The 14,651-nt window shown below is 37.5% G+C and carries 19 protein-coding genes; 2 read left to right on the top strand and 17 right to left on the bottom strand.

What is annotated here, in order from left to right:
- Positions 1-15: 15 nt before the first annotated feature.
- Positions 16-1,158, bottom strand: a complete 1,143-nt coding sequence (locus J0J36_RS04825; RefSeq protein ID WP_019291908.1) for a GGDEF domain-containing protein — start codon at positions 1,156-1,158, stop codon at positions 16-18.
- A gap of 213 nt (positions 1,159-1,371) precedes the next feature.
- Here J0J36_RS04825 and J0J36_RS10660 point away from each other — a divergent pair, with 213 nt between their 5' ends.
- The gene (locus J0J36_RS10660; protein WP_255566836.1) at positions 1,372-1,887 is read left to right on the top strand and encodes an Rgg/GadR/MutR family transcriptional regulator; all 516 of its coding nucleotides are present in this window, start codon (positions 1,372-1,374) and stop codon (positions 1,885-1,887) included.
- Between the two features lie 13 nt (positions 1,888-1,900).
- Positions 1,901-2,209, top strand: coding sequence for a hypothetical protein (locus J0J36_RS10655; RefSeq protein WP_255566835.1), 309 nt, complete (start codon positions 1,901-1,903; stop codon positions 2,207-2,209).
- Between the two features lie 23 nt (positions 2,210-2,232).
- Here J0J36_RS10655 and J0J36_RS04815 read toward each other — a convergent pair whose 3' ends face one another.
- The 16 genes from J0J36_RS04815 to J0J36_RS04740 all read right to left on the bottom strand — a co-directional run bounded on the left by J0J36_RS04815 (position 2,233) and on the right by J0J36_RS04740 (position 14,568).
- Positions 2,233-2,901 carry an SDR family oxidoreductase gene (locus J0J36_RS04815; protein WP_019291910.1) on the bottom strand — a complete coding sequence of 223 codons (669 nt, stop codon included), beginning with the start codon at positions 2,899-2,901 and terminating at the stop codon, positions 2,233-2,235.
- Between the two features lie 127 nt (positions 2,902-3,028).
- Positions 3,029-4,018, bottom strand: a complete 990-nt coding sequence (gene guaC / locus J0J36_RS04810; protein ID WP_019292704.1) for a GMP reductase — start codon at positions 4,016-4,018, stop codon at positions 3,029-3,031.
- A gap of 172 nt (positions 4,019-4,190) precedes the next feature.
- Positions 4,191-4,826 carry a TIGR01906 family membrane protein gene (locus tag J0J36_RS04805; RefSeq protein WP_206886794.1) on the bottom strand — a complete coding sequence of 212 codons (636 nt, stop codon included), beginning with the start codon at positions 4,824-4,826 and terminating at the stop codon, positions 4,191-4,193.
- A 1-nt stretch (position 4,827) separates the two neighbouring features.
- Complete coding sequence (locus J0J36_RS04800; RefSeq protein ID WP_019292706.1) at positions 4,828-5,607, bottom strand: TIGR01457 family HAD-type hydrolase; 780 nt, start codon at positions 5,605-5,607, stop codon at positions 4,828-4,830.
- Positions 5,604-6,365, bottom strand: coding sequence for an acyl-[acyl-carrier-protein] thioesterase (locus tag J0J36_RS04795; RefSeq protein ID WP_019292707.1), 762 nt, complete (start codon positions 6,363-6,365; stop codon positions 5,604-5,606). Before J0J36_RS04795 ends, J0J36_RS04800 begins: the two co-directional genes overlap by 4 nt.
- 116 nt (positions 6,366-6,481) lie before the next feature.
- Positions 6,482-6,922 (bottom strand): cytidine/deoxycytidylate deaminase family protein, encoded by a 441-nt coding sequence (locus J0J36_RS04790; protein ID WP_004257543.1) that lies wholly within the window; start codon positions 6,920-6,922, stop codon positions 6,482-6,484.
- 1 nt (position 6,923) lies between these two features.
- On the bottom strand, positions 6,924-7,259 hold the full coding sequence (locus tag J0J36_RS04785; RefSeq protein WP_019292708.1) for an arsenic metallochaperone ArsD family protein: 336 nt from the start codon (positions 7,257-7,259) through the stop codon (positions 6,924-6,926).
- Between the two features lie 119 nt (positions 7,260-7,378).
- Positions 7,379-9,022 (bottom strand): FAD-dependent oxidoreductase, encoded by a 1,644-nt coding sequence (locus J0J36_RS04780; protein ID WP_019292709.1) that lies wholly within the window; start codon positions 9,020-9,022, stop codon positions 7,379-7,381.
- Positions 9,023-9,032: 10 nt separating this feature from the next.
- Complete coding sequence (locus J0J36_RS04775) at positions 9,033-9,302, bottom strand: rhodanese-like domain-containing protein (RefSeq protein WP_019292710.1); 270 nt, start codon at positions 9,300-9,302, stop codon at positions 9,033-9,035.
- A gap of 184 nt (positions 9,303-9,486) precedes the next feature.
- Positions 9,487-9,624: a hypothetical protein gene (locus J0J36_RS04770; RefSeq protein ID WP_014024702.1), complete on the bottom strand. Its 138-nt coding sequence runs from the start codon at positions 9,622-9,624 to the stop codon at positions 9,487-9,489.
- A 2-nt stretch (positions 9,625-9,626) separates the two neighbouring features.
- Entirely contained in the window at positions 9,627-9,833 is a 207-nt protein-coding gene (locus J0J36_RS04765; protein ID WP_019292711.1) for a hypothetical protein, read from the bottom strand.
- Positions 9,834-9,851: 18 nt separating this feature from the next.
- Positions 9,852-11,333 (bottom strand): PTS sugar transporter subunit IIC, encoded by a 1,482-nt coding sequence (locus tag J0J36_RS04760; RefSeq protein WP_153924792.1) that lies wholly within the window; start codon positions 11,331-11,333, stop codon positions 9,852-9,854.
- A 46-nt stretch (positions 11,334-11,379) separates the two neighbouring features.
- Positions 11,380-12,477 (bottom strand): DUF871 domain-containing protein, encoded by a 1,098-nt coding sequence (locus tag J0J36_RS04755; protein ID WP_019292712.1) that lies wholly within the window; start codon positions 12,475-12,477, stop codon positions 11,380-11,382.
- Positions 12,478-12,516: 39 nt separating this feature from the next.
- Positions 12,517-12,840 carry a PTS sugar transporter subunit IIB gene (locus tag J0J36_RS04750; RefSeq protein ID WP_019293481.1) on the bottom strand — a complete coding sequence of 108 codons (324 nt, stop codon included), beginning with the start codon at positions 12,838-12,840 and terminating at the stop codon, positions 12,517-12,519.
- 290 nt (positions 12,841-13,130) lie between these two features.
- Positions 13,131-14,138, bottom strand: a complete 1,008-nt coding sequence (gene eis, locus J0J36_RS04745; RefSeq protein WP_019292714.1) for an enhanced intracellular survival protein Eis — start codon at positions 14,136-14,138, stop codon at positions 13,131-13,133.
- Positions 14,139-14,142: 4 nt separating this feature from the next.
- Positions 14,143-14,568 (bottom strand): DUF3284 domain-containing protein, encoded by a 426-nt coding sequence (locus J0J36_RS04740; RefSeq protein ID WP_019292715.1) that lies wholly within the window; start codon positions 14,566-14,568, stop codon positions 14,143-14,145.
- Between the last annotated feature and the right edge of the window lie 83 nt (positions 14,569-14,651).

Below are 14,651 nucleotides of genomic sequence, written 5' to 3'. Positions count from 1 at the left end.
AAATCAATTTTTTTTCTATTTAAAGTAAACTTGATTTTTCCCGTTTTCTTTTGCAATATATAAATGTTTATCAACACGATAGATGGCTTGGTCACGTGTTACTTTATCCGTAATTTCAACCACCCCGACTGAAATTGATGTTTTAATAGTGTTAGAACTCGCGTGAAAGACATATTCGGAAATTTCCTTGGCTATCTGCTCCATAATATCACGTACGACTTCTCCTTTGCGATTGCGAAAAAGAAGAAAGAATTCATCTCCACCATAGCGGAAAAGTTGCCCGTTTTCTCCTGTTTCTCTCAAATACTTTTTGATGAGCATACAAATTTCTTTTAATACATAATCACCTGAGCTATGCCCATAATGATCGTTAATGTGTTTAAAATTATCAATATCAAAAAAGACTAATGAAAATTTGGAAATCTGATCACTGGCGAGGATTTCATCCATCGTTTCTTCAAATTTTCTCCTATTATATACATTGGTCAGTGCATCAATATAAGTATATCGTTTGTACTTTGCATACTCTCCTACAATAGAAGAAATATCCAACAAAATAAACTTGGCAATCACAAGGAGTATAAATGTTTTCCAGAAAATTTCTAATGAATGTATCAAACTAAAAGCAAATTCGGAAAGGAATAAGAGCTGCACAGAAACAACCAGACTTAAACCTATCAGCATCATTTTACCATAACTTTGCATTACAGCTGTTTGATTTTTGGCAATAAAATAGAGCGTCAGCCAAAAAAGACCCAGAGATAAGGTAACTAATAAAATCGACTTCCAATGAAAACCATAGTTGTAAATATAAAACAGATAGAAAATAGTAAATAGCGGAAGCATTGCATATTCTATTTTTTCATAATGCGTAACAATACAATAATCGACTGCAATAGCAATAAAAATGAGCGAAATATCACTCAGTAAATAACCATAAGCACCATCCTGAGCTATTTCAATAAATAATAATTTTAAAAGAAAAATCCATAATGTAAAATTACTCGAATAGAACCAAAAGGCAGAGTAAGGATTTTCAGCGTATTTACTGCGATGGATGATATTTTTAGTGAGAAATATACCACCTAGGATTGCCGGAATCAAAAATAATTTGGCAAAAAAATAAGGCCCCAGTATTTCTTTGATAAGATCCATCATCTTCACCTCTATCCTTTTGATGAAAAAGAAAAGTGGCTTTTCTTCTTCTGCTTCTTACAATATATTATAATATAATAAATAATTTTATCTTTTCATATCGTTGCATAAAAGCAACGATATTCTTTATCGTCACGTATTTGATAACACTTTAATTTTTTGTTGCATTTTCTGATAGTATAGCTATAACTGCCACTATGAATGACTGGAGATTTTATGGTATATAAAAAATTTGGATATGTTTTTCGACAAATACGTGAGCAAAAACATATCTCCTTATCGGACTTTTCTTCTATAGGAATCTCAAAAGCCACCCTTTCTCGTTTTGAGCGAGCTGAAACCATGATGAATTTTGAAAAAGTCGTACAAGCTTTGCAACTAATGGGGATTGGGCTTGAGGAATACGAATACCTTTTAAACGATTATGCACCCAATGAATCAGAAGCCCTTTTAAAGGAAATCGAGATGGCTTTTCTTAAACAAGATAAAAAAGCACTTGACAATCTCTATAAAGTCGCTTTTGAAGCAGGCTATCCTTATATCTCCTTAGCAGCAAAAGCTTCATATACTGAATTAAGTTCAGAAAATATTGATACAATCACAGATTATCTCTATGATATCAAAGTTTGGGGCCAGATTGAGCTTTATCTATTTTACTTTACAATGAATAAATTAAGCATACGCGATATTTTATATATTCTTGACTTATTCCTCTTAGAAAAAAAAGCATAAAATATTTAACTCCGTGAAATATCTGGAAATTTTTGTTTGTGCATGCTGTCGTGCTATAGCACTCTTAGCAAGCAAAGGCTACCAAGAATACAGTGCACATATTCTCAATCGGGTTGAATCACTAGAACTCGTACAATCGATGTTTTTGCGCAATCTCCTTAACCTCTCCAAAGGTTTCTGGACCTATCGTTTCAAAGATGAAAAGGCTGGAAATACGATGATGCTTCAAGCATTAAAAATATTTCATCAAATTGGTAGTCAAGAAATTGCCCAATATTATCAGCAACAATATGACATTCATGTAAAAAAAGTGAACGTGTGATTTAAGTCACACGTTCATTTCTTTTAATCCTTTAAATTTTTGACGGCTTCATCGATCGGAGTGACTCCACTGACCACTTCAAATTCTTTTCTGATGGTCACGTCGTTTACCAACGTTTCCAAAATAACTTTAGCCACATCTTCTCGCGGAATTCCTCCTGCTTCCACATGGCTTGCTAATGCTACCTTACCAGTACTTTCTTTGTCTGTAAGCATTCCAGGATGAATAATTGTCCAGTCTAACTCTGTTCGTGTTTTGAGCCATTCATCCGCATAATTCTTTGCAATCGTGTAAATCTTAAGCGAAGAATCTTCTTGAATTTGACGTGTAATTTCTTCTCTTCCCACTCGGAAAGTGCTGACCATAACAAAACGTTTGACCTTTGCTTTTTCGGCTGCCGTCATAATTTTAACCGCTCCATCTAAGTCAATCATAATTGTTTTATCCAATCCAGAACCACCTGCGCCGGCACTAAAAACAACAGCATCAACGTCAGACATTGCTGCAGCAAATTCTTCAATTGAATTATTGACAATATCCAAGATAATAGTTTCAATCTCTAATTGGTTAAAAAATTCCTGTTGTTCTTCTTTACGGATAACAGCTTTTTCTTGAAGTTTAGGATAGTCTTTTAGGTTTTTGGCTAAATGTTTCGCCACTTTTCCATTTGCACCAACGACAAGTACTTTCATATCTCACCCTGCTTTCTTTTTCTATCTTTACTAACATTCTACATCATCTTCTACTTGGATTCAAAAATAATTAACTTTCTACTATTTAATATAAATAAAAAAACTGTCACTAGACAGTTTTTATCTTTTATAATGAATCACCGTTCCAAATAGAATTTTTCACGATAACATAATCGACTTTACGTAATGCATTAAGATCACGTCCACCGGCGTAAGAAATAGAGCTTTGGAGATCTTCTTGCATTTCTTGAAGTGTATCTTTCAATGCACCTTTGTGTGGCAAAAGAATTTTCTTTCCTTCAACGTTTTTGTGTTCACCTTTTTGGTATTCACTTGCTGAGCCAAAATATTCTTTGAAAAGTTTGCCATCTTGTTCAATAGTTTTACCAGGTGACTCTTCGTGAGCTGCAAAGAGTGAACCAACCATTACCATTGTTGCACCAAAACGAACAGACTTAGCAATATCACCGTGCGTACGGATACCACCATCAGCAATAATTGGTTTACTTGCTGCTTTTGCACACCAGCGTAAAGCTGCAAGCTGCCAACCGCCTGTACCAAATCCTGTTTTTACCTTAGTGATACAAACTTTACCTGGGCCAATCCCAACTTTCGTTGCATCAGCACCAGCATTTTCTAACTCACGGACAGCTTCTGGTGTTCCTACGTTCCCCGCAATAACAAAAACTTGTGGCATCAAACGCTTGATGAGCTGTACCATTTCAATAACAGAATTGGCGTGACCATGCGCGATGTCAATTGTAATATAATCTGGAATTGTTGCTGTTTCTGCCAACTCACGTACAAACTGACGTTCATTGTCTTTAACACCTACAGAAATTGATGCAATCAAACCTTGAGCATGCATTTTTTCAATAAAGTCTTTACGTGTACTTTCTTCAAAACGATGCATGATATAGAAATAACCTTGCTTAGCTAACATTTCAGCAATATTTTCATCAATAATTGTTTGCATATTTGCTGGAACAACGGGAAGTTTGAAAGTGTGATCCCCCAACTTAACTGACGTGTCTGCTTCACTACGACTGTTAATAATACACTTATTAGGGATAAGTTGGATATCTTCGTAATCAAAAACTGGAACCATTGTGTTCATAAGAATGCCTCTTTATTCATTTGTTATTACAGAATACCGACCGAGTTTCCGTTATGGACAACCTCGCTAGTTTGGCGATAAAAATCTCTGCAAACCAAACCTTCCTTATTTATTTTAACGCATATTGATAAAAACAAAAGAAAAAAAACTGATTTCATATCAGTTTTACATCTCATTGTTCGGTTTTCCCGAAAGTTTTCTTTTGCAGTCTTTTATTTCCTGACCAGTAAAGGAGGAAAAAAATTAATTCAAAAAGGATGACAAATAGAATAAAAGTGAACATAAAATAGTTCTCCGTCAAGACATTAATGATCGGATCTGTATCGGGATTGAAGAGCCAGGTGTCATCTGGGAAAAAAATCTCATGGAAATAGATAAAAAAGTTATCAAATCCAATCAAGGCAGCAACCAAACCAATAAACAAAGGAGTTCCCATCACAAAACGTAGGCCATTATGATAGAGAATGGCTAAATGTTCTTTCAAAAATAAGATGAGCGCGGGACTCAGGACAAGCGCGAGTCCTAAAGCAAGCATAAAGAGCTTTTTCACATCCTTAAAATGCTGTAAAGCATCGGGAGACGAAGGAAAATCAGGCATCTGTAACACACTTTCAAATGGATTAACCAGAAAAGTCATCAGAACATTAAAGTTATTTCTTAGTACTTCTGCTGAAAGTCCTGATATCTGGGTCAAATTTTCCAAATGAATATCTATGTAAAAGAGTGGGACAGCCAAAAGTAAAGTTAAACTTACTGCTGCTGCAATACCCCATAAAATAAGACTCGTGAAAATCAGGCGATCACGCATCTCAAACTTCCCAATGCTCTAAACTTGAAACGACATGGGTTGGTGGTATTGGAAGTCCAGGGACTTCTTCAGCTTTTGTAAAGCCTGTTGTAACAAGCAAACTGTCGATACCATTATCAATCCCTGTACGAATATCTGTCAAATAGTTATCACCAACCATTAAAAGATCTTCTTTAGGAATGCCCATTTTTTCCACCGCTTTTTCTGCAATAATCGCCTCAGGTTTTCCAATAAAGGTGGGTTGAACACGTGTAGCTGCTTCAATCATTTTAACCAAAGAGCCCGCTCCTGGCAAAAGTCCTCGTTCGCTTGGAAGGTTCAAATCAGGATTTGTTCCGATGAATTTCGCACCTTTATGTATAGCAAGAGTTGCCAAAGCAAGCATTTCATATGTCAAGTCAGAATCCAAAGCAACAACAACATATGCTGGATTTTCACGATCCTTTTTATAGCCTGCTTCATAGATTGCTTCTTTTAAGCCATCTTCACCAATAATATAAACAGTCTTCTCCAAGCCTAAATCGTTCATATAATCGACTGTAGCTGCACTTGCTGTATAGATAGTTTCTAAAGGTGTATCAATATTAAACTGTGTAGCCAAACGTTTTTGGACCACTCGTGGGGTTTTTGTCGTATTATTTGTTAAAAACAGATAAGGAACTTTCGCTTCTTGCAAACGATGAACAAAGTCTTCCCCTGCAGGAATACGATGATTGCCCATATAAATCGTGCCATCTAAATCAATCAGATATCCTTTATATTTTTTGTAACCTTTTCTCATTTTCGTTCATTCTCCTCGCTTATTTTTGACCACTCAATCTCAATATTAGCATTATCTACACCATCTTTCCTAATAATATGGCAAGTGGTGTCTCCTTGAAATTCAAAAACAGGATGAATAAACTCATGATTGCCATAAAGGAGTTCGTGATTATAGCGAATATATATTTTTTTAGGTTCGTATGCCATACGGAAATCATAGTCCAACTGATCAACAGCCCAGTCGAAATATTTAGCATTGTTCACATGTCCATTCATATCCAGATCAGAGAAACGAATTGGAAAAGCTAGGCTGCATTGCGCTTGATCAGACAAGGTAAGATATTTGTGAGGACGAACAATTTTGCTGACTTTTGGTGCCTCATAAGGTGCCACAATCTCATCAACAACACGTTCTACCTTACGTGTATCTTTGTTCATCAAAACCCAAGTTGAACTTATTTTTACTAAGGTTTCGCCAGCTGTATTTTTGAAAATAAAGTCACGATAACAAAAGAATTTATTGTAAGACGTGGCTTCTGTTTCAATTGTAATCTGGTCATTAAACTCGGGTAAGCGATGAACCTGAACTTCGTGCTCGATAACAGCCCAAAATAGATTGAAGTTATCACAAATCCATGTGTCGCTACGGTCTAACGTATAAGACTGCTCTCCCGAAATTTGAAGTGCTACGGCAAGAAGATCTGATATTTTCATCTTGCCTCGTGTGTCGCTCTCATAAAAAGCGACTTTATGTGTTTGACTGTATTTTATTCCCATTTATTTATTTTAGCAAAAACAGACATAAAAAGCTCAAGTAAGAATAAATTTTACAGATAAACTTAGGGAACCGTTTTTTACGTTAAAATAAAAAAACCAGCATGATTTCTGGATTTTTATATTTTTTCAACTTGAATACCTAAAGTTTCAATCAACTCTTCCTCATAAGGATTTTTAGCATGGTATTCATTGATATATTTGATATGTTTTACACCCGATGCCAAGACGAGCTTCAAGCAAGCGATACAAGGGAATAAAGTCGTATAAAGAATTGCTCCCTCTGGTGAAACACCGTGCTTTGCTGCTTGGGCAATTGCATTTTGCTCCGCGTGAACAGTCGCAATGCAATGTCCGTCTTTATCTTCCAGACACCCTACATCTGTACAATGCGGCATAAGTGCTACAGAACCATTATAGCCTGTCGAAAGAATTTGCCCATCCGCAGTCACGAGAAGAGCACCAACTTGAGCGTGCGTACAGGTAGAGCGTTTAGCTACAACTTCGACGATTTCTTTAAAATATTCTTCCTTGCTTGGTCGTTGAAAATTTTCGATCATTTTATCCCTTTCCACAGTTACAATTGCCACACTGACATTCTCGTGTTCTAATATCTTGAAAACTCAAACCCGTAATCTCCGTCAAATCTTCCATATCAGGGTAAGCGCCAATCGTCATAATTTCTCCATCTACCAACATCAAAGGCAAAGCCGCTTCCATTTTTTTCATTGCTTGATTGACAGCAGGATGATGCGCAAAGATGTCCGCATCTTCAGCTAAGTTATAGCGTACTGTTTGCAACTCGGCCTCTTCTGTTTCTTTACTAAAGGCTTCAAAAACCTGAGCAAGAGCTGCACTCGCTTCTTCTGGCTTTTCTTCATATAGTTCAAGTCTCATGACTTCCCCAAATCTAACAAATATTTTTTAATATTATACCATAAGCTGCCTACAAATTCATTAAAAATTTCAATAAGAAAAAAGGACTATCCTAAAATAATCCTTTCGTTCAGTTTGAGTTAAATGTCCTTCACCTTACTGTACAAGCCATAAGCTCCATCAAGATTTTCTACTTTAAAGCCTTCTTGTTTCAAGATACGTTCAGCTGTATAAGAGCGAAGTCCTGATTGACAGCTGACAATGTATTCTTTATTTTTATCTAATTTGTCCATACTTTGGCGTAAATCGTTTAATGGTATATTTATCGCTTCTTTAAAACCACCACGCGCCACTTCATTTTCTTGACGCACATCTAAGAGTACTTTACCTTGGGCAAGTTCTGCTTCGAGCTGATGCCACTGAATGTTATCTGACAAGCCCATAGCAATATTCATAGCCGCATAACCAATCATGTTCACAGGATCCTTAGCAGAGCCAAATGGTGGCGCATAGCTCAATTCAAGTTCTGGTAAATCAAAAACCGTCATCCCTGCTTTAATCGCTGTTGCCAAAACATCAATACGCTTGTCTACACCTTTTTGACCAACTGCTGATGCTCCATAGATATGACCACTTTCTGGATTGAAGATCAGTTTGAGAAGAATAGAGCTTGCGCCAGGATAGTAACCTGCATGATCATTGGCTGTGATATGCACAGCCTTATATTTTAAGTTCGAATCTTGTACTTGCTTCTCTGAAAGTCCAGTAGAGGCAGCTGTCAAGCTGAAAGTTCGAACAATGGCTGTGCCGATACTCCCTTTATTTGTAACAGGCAATCCTGCCAAAACATCTGCAACTTGACGTCCTTGGCGATTGGCTGGGCTTGCTAAGGAGATGAGCGCATTATTACCAGTAATTTGATTTTTAACAAGAATGGCATCCCCCACGGCATAAATATCAGGCACAGATGTTTGATATTGCTCATCGACAAGGATTGCTCCTCTCATCCCAAGCTTAATTCCCGCATCAGCAGCAAGTTTTGACTCCACTTGAATCCCAACAGAAAGGATAACTACATCCGTACTAAGGCTATCACCATTTTCCAGAATAACCGTTTTTCCTTGGTCTTGAAACTCTACAACAGAGACACCCGTGAGTACTTTCAAGCCATTATGTGCCAATTCTTCTTCTATATGAATGGCCATTTCCTGATCAAGAGTTGGTAAAACATGATTGGCTTTTTCGATGATTGTAACCTCTAAACCAAGTTTTCGTAAGTTTTCAGCCATCTCTAGACCGATGAAACCCGCGCCAATAATCAATGCTTGCTTGCGGTGCTCCATTTCCATATAGTTTGTGATTTTATCTAAGTCAGGAATGTTACGTAGGCTAAAGACATTATCCGCTTCCGCTAAACCTTTTATAGGCGGAATAAAAGGACTTGCGCCAGGTGACAAAATCAATGCATCATAATTTTCCGTGTAGCTTGTCCCATTCGATACTACAGTAATTTCTTTATTATCCGGCTCAATAGAAACCACTTCAGATTCAGGACGAACATCTAAATTAAAACGCTGTGCCAGACTTTCAGGTGTTTGTAGGATAAGTTTATTTCTTGATTCGATTTCACCAGAGAGATAGTAGGGGAGCCCACAGTTTGCAAAAGAAACATATGGTCCTTTATCAAAAACAATAATTTCTGCATCTTCTTTTAAACGGCGTAATCGAGTGGCTGCACTCATGCCACCGGCAACGCCCCCAACGATAAGATATTTTTTCGTCATTTTCTTCCTCTTATTTTTCTAATTCTTGATCCCAAGACAGAATACCACCTGTAACATTCGTAGTTGCCACTCCTTGTGCCTCTAGGAATTGACAAGCGCGCATAGACCGCATACCGCTTTGACAAATAATATAGCTCTCATCTTCTATCTCTAAGTATCTTTGCTCTAAAACACTCAGGGGCATGTTGATTGCTGTTGGCACATGTCCTTCGAGATATTCATCCTCTTCTCGAACATCAATCAGTGCAACTTGACCGAGTTTCTCTTTTAATTGCTTCATTTGGATTGAACGCCTATTTCTCTCCTCAAATTTTTGATATATCCATTATATACCCTTAGGGGTATTTAGTCAAAGAATGAGATTTGCCTCAAATCATAAAGCCTATGTTCACTTCTTTCATCTTATAACGCTTCTGCTTTAAAGTCAAACATAATAAAAGACCTGCCGGAGCAAGTCTTTTTTATTATTCTTCTTTTTTCTTCTTTTGTCGTGCAAGTATAAGCATGACCACAGATAGAATAAAGAGTGTACCTCCAAAACTCCAGTTTTGATAAGCTAGAAGTAAGAGTGACAAACTAAGTAATGCATATATCCAAGCCATATTTAAACCTCCTCGACGTTAAAGAATAATGCTGAACCAAATGAACTTTGTTTAATTAAGCGTTTTGCAGTTTGAGCATCCGTAGCTAAGTCGCTATTCGGACCTCGAAAATAGAGTTTCAATCCCTTTTTTTCCTTATAAGTAAATCCATTTTCTTCTAGAAGGTGAATTACTTTTTCTTGCATCATAGCTACATTAACAATAATCATTGGGTTCCTTTCTGTTTTTTATAATTCAGGTTCTTCCATCTTGTTTGCTGCAATAACGAATGGTGTCCAAATAGCAAAGGTTACAAGTAAGTTGACAATTGCTAAGATAATTGCACGCCAGTCAAATCCTGTCGCAAGGAAGGCATTCATAATTGGTGGTGTAACCCATGGCACAGCACTGACAACTGGATCTACCCAATGAAGCATCGTTGCAATATAGGCGATAATAACCGCTACCAATGGAGCAATTGCAAATGGGATAAAGAAGATGGCGTTCAGTACAATTGGCATACCAAAGAGTACAGGTTCATTAATATTGAAGATACCTGGTGCTAAACCAAGACGTCCTACTGTCTTATAATCTTTACGTTTAGAGAAGATCAGAATGGCAAGGATTAAGGTAATTGTACCACCAGAACCACCAAACCAGACGAAGGCATCCCATGAACCACGAACCCAAAGACTGACATAGTCACCATTAATCGCATGTGCTTTATCAATTGCACCACGCGCTACTAAGTCACGAATACCGTCTGAGTGAACTTGGAAGTAAAGGGCTTGGTTATTAAGACCAAGTGGAAGCCAAATCCCATCAAGAGCAGGTGCCAAGACGTTTGGTCCATGAAGTCCGAAGAACCAGAAGATTGAAACGAAGAGTGTAACAATAAGAACTGAGAAAATATTTTGTGAGAGAATTTGGAAGGGTTCTGCAATATAGTGTGTAATCAAATTAATTACAGAATCATGTGTCAATTTATCAATAACATAGTAAATCAAGCTCACAGCGTAGATTGCAGCAATCGTTGGAATAATCGCAAGGAAAGCTTTTGCTACAGCCGGTGGGACTGACTCAGGCATCTTGATAGTGATATCTGCTAACATAAGTTTAGCATAAATAATCACCGCAAGGGCACCCATAATGATAATCGTAAAGTAAGCACCAGCATCCATATGTGCGGCAGCAAAGAGTGGCTTCCATGCTGCAAGACCTTGACCAGTCAATACACCATTGATTTTGTCTGTTGCAGCTACGCCGGCATCGCTCACACCCAAAGCATCCAAGAATTTAGGCATTTGGTTTGGCAAACCAGCAAAGAGAGTGGCAACTGCTACAACACCACCTGCAAGGTCATTGACACCATAAGCACGGGCCAAATTGTAACCCCAAGAGAAAGCAAAGATAAGACCAATAACTGTCAAAGTCCCTTGGTTGACAAGTGTTGAAATGTTATTCAAATCGCCAATGATTGGTGTATTAGCAAGCGTCCAAACATCTTCTGGTGCGAGTTGGGCAAACTTGGTTGGACCCAAAACCATTTGTTGAATGGACTGTGGGAATGTTGTGACGATGGCTGATACCATCGCTGCAAGGGCACCTGTCAGTGTTGCTGGCAGGATACCAATGAATGAGTCACGCAAGGCAACCAGGTGCTTTTGCGACCCGATTTTTGCTGCTACTGGGACGAGATATTTCTCCATCCACATCGTAATTCCGTTCATAGAATTCCTCCTAAAATTTTAATTTATTTGCGTATAAGGTTATAAATTATAGCTCATCACTTTCAATAAATTTAAACGAACTCCAAGGCTTGATAAAGTCAAGTAAGAACATTTCGTCTTCCGCGATATGTCCAACAACATTGACCCGGCCATCATTTTTCATTTCCTTCAGAGCAATTTGGGTTTCCCCCTTATATTGACCATATCCATCATTGTCAATAATCACATCGCCTGGTTTTATAGTATCTGTATCATGTGGCGGAAAATCCAAGTCTTTGTAAATAACGCGAGTCATGGTTGAACGTAGCATGTACTCTGAGCGGTCGCCACGATAACTATGCGTAGCCTCAAAGACACATTTTCGTTCATTTTCCGTCATCGTAGCTCTTGGCACAACTTTCAGTTCTGGCATTTGCGCATGGAAAACTTCTGCCATTGTTTTAAGCTCTGCTTCACTCGCATAAGCATTAGCAATAGTAATATCATCAATACCATCTAAAAGCTTATAATGTTTTACTTGTGTCTTCAAGCTTAAGTCACGATGATCCTCTAAGGTACATAAGCCATCTTGTGTGGGCCACGGCCCAAATGTTGCTTCATGAGAATTAACAAACACCATAGTATTTAAATTATACTTTTTGAATTTCTCGGTACATTTCACGTAATGATCAAACGCTAGACCTGTGTAACGGTGAGGATAGAAATTATGACTGCCAAGTAAGTTTTCAATGTTAGGCGAGTAATCCATGATACTGTCCACATAACTTGTTCCCTGACTCATATTAATCTCAATCTTAAGATTATAAGGGTTGCGCGTCATACGTGCTTCCTCAGCTCCTGTAAATCCGAGGTCTAAACGAATACCATCAGCACCCATTTCATCAAAGAAACTTAAATCATCATAGCTAATGTTAAGTTGTTCAAATAAGGCGGGATTAATGTCTACCATGACTTCCATACCAAGACTATTAGCATAAGCAATCACTTTCGTAAAGCCCTCAAGAACTGCTTCCTTATCTCCTTTGATTTCTAAAAGTGAGGTAAAGACACGGGTGTAACCATATTGGTGCGCTAAGTCTAAATAGGCTTTATCAGCTTCAAAGTTGGAACGTTCCGGATAAATCGAGATTCCTAGTTTTCCCATAATACTCCTTTCTTTATCTAGAATTTCTACAAATTCTCTTTATCCATTCATTAATGCGTCAGCGGCTGCTACAACATTTTTTCCATTCATCATGCCGTAATCTTGCATTTTAATCACATCACAAGGAACATCAACTGCTGCTGCTTTTTTGATGACTTCATTTTTCATGTAAGCCACTTGCGGACCGAGAAGCAATACATCTGGTTTCTCTGAGCCAGACAACATGTTGTCAATTTCAGCTACAGACTTTGCGTAGATTTCATAATCTTTTCCTGCTTCTTGTGCAGCTTGTTGCATTTTTGTCACGAGTAATGATGTTGACATACCTGCTGCACAGGCTAATGCAATAACTTTTTCTGCCATTTCTATGATCTCCTTCTTTTTATCTATACCAATAGTATAGCGGTTTCAGAAAGCGATTTCAAATATAATTTGTCCTAACAATATTAAGCGAAAAAACAAGTATTTTTTAATGAAACCCTTATTTTTAGCGCTTTCATTTTCTTCAAACCATTAAAAACTTTAATTTTCCGGCTGATTTCTGAAACATGTTACAAATTTAGAAACAAAATCATGTTATTTTTTTAGTTTTAATTAATAAAAACACCAAATCTTACAAAAAATGTTAAGATTCGGTGTTTAGTTTGACTATTTTAAAAATATTCACGAAGAATGGCTTTATTTTCTCGTAGTACACGGGCAGTAAATACTCCAATGGTCATTTCCTCTGGTTGGTCTGTGTCAGGGCCCACACAGATATTATTTTGTGGCAAAATATCATCAACAATACGGGCAGAAAATTCAGGCTGACCGTTCACTTTCAAAAATGCTTGCAGATTAACAATACGAGCTTGCATATAAGGTTGCAACTGTAGCTCTATGCGTGATGGTTCAGCCAAATCATATTCGAGGAAAACATTTGAAGGAGCAGTCCATTTGATGACTTCAAAACTTGCAGCGTGGCTTGAGACAAAACGATAAAGTGCATCTTGAGCTTCTTGGGTCAATGTAATACATTCACGAATTACAAAAGCCGTACCTGCAAATTCATAAATTAAGTAACCTAGGACTCTGCCATTTTCCTCATAAGTCGCAAAGAAGGGCTGTGCTTTATACTTGAAATAGTATTCCCAAACATGTTGTGGACGGACTAGTGAACCTTGGTTATAGACTTGATCATGGACCTCAGCCACTTCTTCCAAAAGCTCCTCACTTACAGTGCGGCGGTGCACTTGACCCACTGTTTTTTTGCCTTTAGGAAATTCTTGTGCAGGAATCGTATATGCTTTTTGGTCAAAAGCGTAATGATAACCAAATTGTCCGTAAAACTGATAAGAGAAGGGAGCCAGATAGCTTAAGGCGGTGCCAGCTTCATAGTTGTCTTCTAAAATATCGGTCATGAGTTTACGAATGCTGCCGTTTCCTCTAAATTCTGGGTAAGAGGCAACATAACCAATTCCTGACATCTTTAGCTTTGCATCCTTCCAATAGACCCTAAAAGAGGTATCGATAATTATAGAGGATAGCTCATCGTTTTCCCAGTAACTGTAAGGTTTTGAAAAACTTAAAAGTTTATCAAACGCTTCTTCTCGCTCCTTACTCCGGGGCTTATTAAAAGCATAAGTCGCGAGGTCTAAAAGTTCATGGTGTTTCTTTTCCATCTTTTCACTTCCCACCACTATAAGCTTGTTCAATGTGATTCAAAATAGCGACCATCTGACGTTTTTTCCAGTGTCCCAGGAGCGTTCCGACAAACATATCATTTAATTTTTGAATCATTCCGCTGGAAGTACGGCTTTCCTCAATAGTTATCTCTGTTTTCTTATCATCAACAGGATGAAAATTCCAACGTGTATTGAATGTATTACGGATGGTTTTCGTGGTAAAAGCATACTTATTGGCTTTCACAACTTCATCAATCGTAATAGTTCCATGTTGGTTTTTGCCAAATGTTTTTGAGTATTCAAAGCCATTAAGAGACTTGATGTCAGGTCTGTGTCCAGTATTTTTTTCGATATCGTAAAGTGATGAATCCAGAATCTGATTGTAGACAAACTCGACAGGAGCATTAATTGTTTTACTGATTTTCATATGAGATTTCTCCTATTGCTTAGAATAAAATTTATTAAACATTAAAATCATTTTAACAATTTATGTAAGCTCTTGCAAGATTT

The sequence above is a fragment of the Lactococcus sp. LG1074 genome, from assembly GCF_017309525.1.
Taxonomy (GTDB): Bacteria; Bacillota; Bacilli; order Lactobacillales; family Streptococcaceae; genus Lactococcus; species Lactococcus petauri.
Note: the sequence above shows the minus strand (reverse complement) of the source record. Positions and strands in the feature narration are given on the sequence as shown.

What these genes read in the sequence shown, in the direction of transcription:
- J0J36_RS04800 (WP_019292706.1), bottom strand. Translation starts at nt 5,607, where the DNA reads ATGAGAAAAGGTTACAAAAAATATAAAGGATATCTGATTGATTTAGAT.
- J0J36_RS04755 (WP_019292712.1), bottom strand. Translation starts at nt 12,477, where the DNA reads ATGGGAAAACTAGGAATCTCGATTTATCCGGAACGTTCCAACTTTGAA.
- J0J36_RS04805 (WP_206886794.1), bottom strand. Translation starts at nt 4,826, where the DNA reads ATGCGTGATCGCCTGATTTTCACGAGTCTTATTTTATGGGGTATTGCA.
- J0J36_RS04795 (WP_019292707.1), bottom strand. Translation starts at nt 6,365, where the DNA reads ATGGGAATAAAATACAGTCAAACACATAAAGTCGCTTTTTATGAGAGC.
- guaC (WP_019292704.1), bottom strand. Translation starts at nt 4,018, where the DNA reads ATGAACACAATGGTTCCAGTTTTTGATTACGAAGATATCCAACTTATC.
- J0J36_RS04760 (WP_153924792.1), bottom strand. Translation starts at nt 11,333, where the DNA reads ATGAACGGAATTACGATGTGGATGGAGAAATATCTCGTCCCAGTAGCA.
- J0J36_RS04765 (WP_019292711.1), bottom strand. Translation starts at nt 9,833, where the DNA reads ATGATTATTGTTAATGTAGCTATGATGCAAGAAAAAGTAATTCACCTT.
- J0J36_RS10660 (WP_255566836.1), top strand. Translation starts at nt 1,372, where the DNA reads ATGGTATATAAAAAATTTGGATATGTTTTTCGACAAATACGTGAGCAA.
- J0J36_RS04770 (WP_014024702.1), bottom strand. Translation starts at nt 9,624, where the DNA reads ATGGCTTGGATATATGCATTACTTAGTTTGTCACTCTTACTTCTAGCT.
- eis (WP_019292714.1), bottom strand. Translation starts at nt 14,138, where the DNA reads ATGGAAAAGAAACACCATGAACTTTTAGACCTCGCGACTTATGCTTTT.
- J0J36_RS04825 (WP_019291908.1), bottom strand. Translation starts at nt 1,158, where the DNA reads ATGATGGATCTTATCAAAGAAATACTGGGGCCTTATTTTTTTGCCAAA.
- J0J36_RS04785 (WP_019292708.1), bottom strand. Translation starts at nt 7,259, where the DNA reads ATGAGACTTGAACTATATGAAGAAAAGCCAGAAGAAGCGAGTGCAGCT.
- J0J36_RS04775 (WP_019292710.1), bottom strand. Translation starts at nt 9,302, where the DNA reads ATGAAGCAATTAAAAGAGAAACTCGGTCAAGTTGCACTGATTGATGTT.
- J0J36_RS04815 (WP_019291910.1), bottom strand. Translation starts at nt 2,901, where the DNA reads ATGAAAGTACTTGTCGTTGGTGCAAATGGAAAAGTGGCGAAACATTTA.
- J0J36_RS04780 (WP_019292709.1), bottom strand. Translation starts at nt 9,022, where the DNA reads ATGACGAAAAAATATCTTATCGTTGGGGGCGTTGCCGGTGGCATGAGT.
- J0J36_RS04740 (WP_019292715.1), bottom strand. Translation starts at nt 14,568, where the DNA reads ATGAAAATCAGTAAAACAATTAATGCTCCTGTCGAGTTTGTCTACAAT.
- J0J36_RS04790 (WP_004257543.1), bottom strand. Translation starts at nt 6,922, where the DNA reads ATGATCGAAAATTTTCAACGACCAAGCAAGGAAGAATATTTTAAAGAA.
- J0J36_RS04750 (WP_019293481.1), bottom strand. Translation starts at nt 12,840, where the DNA reads ATGGCAGAAAAAGTTATTGCATTAGCCTGTGCAGCAGGTATGTCAACA.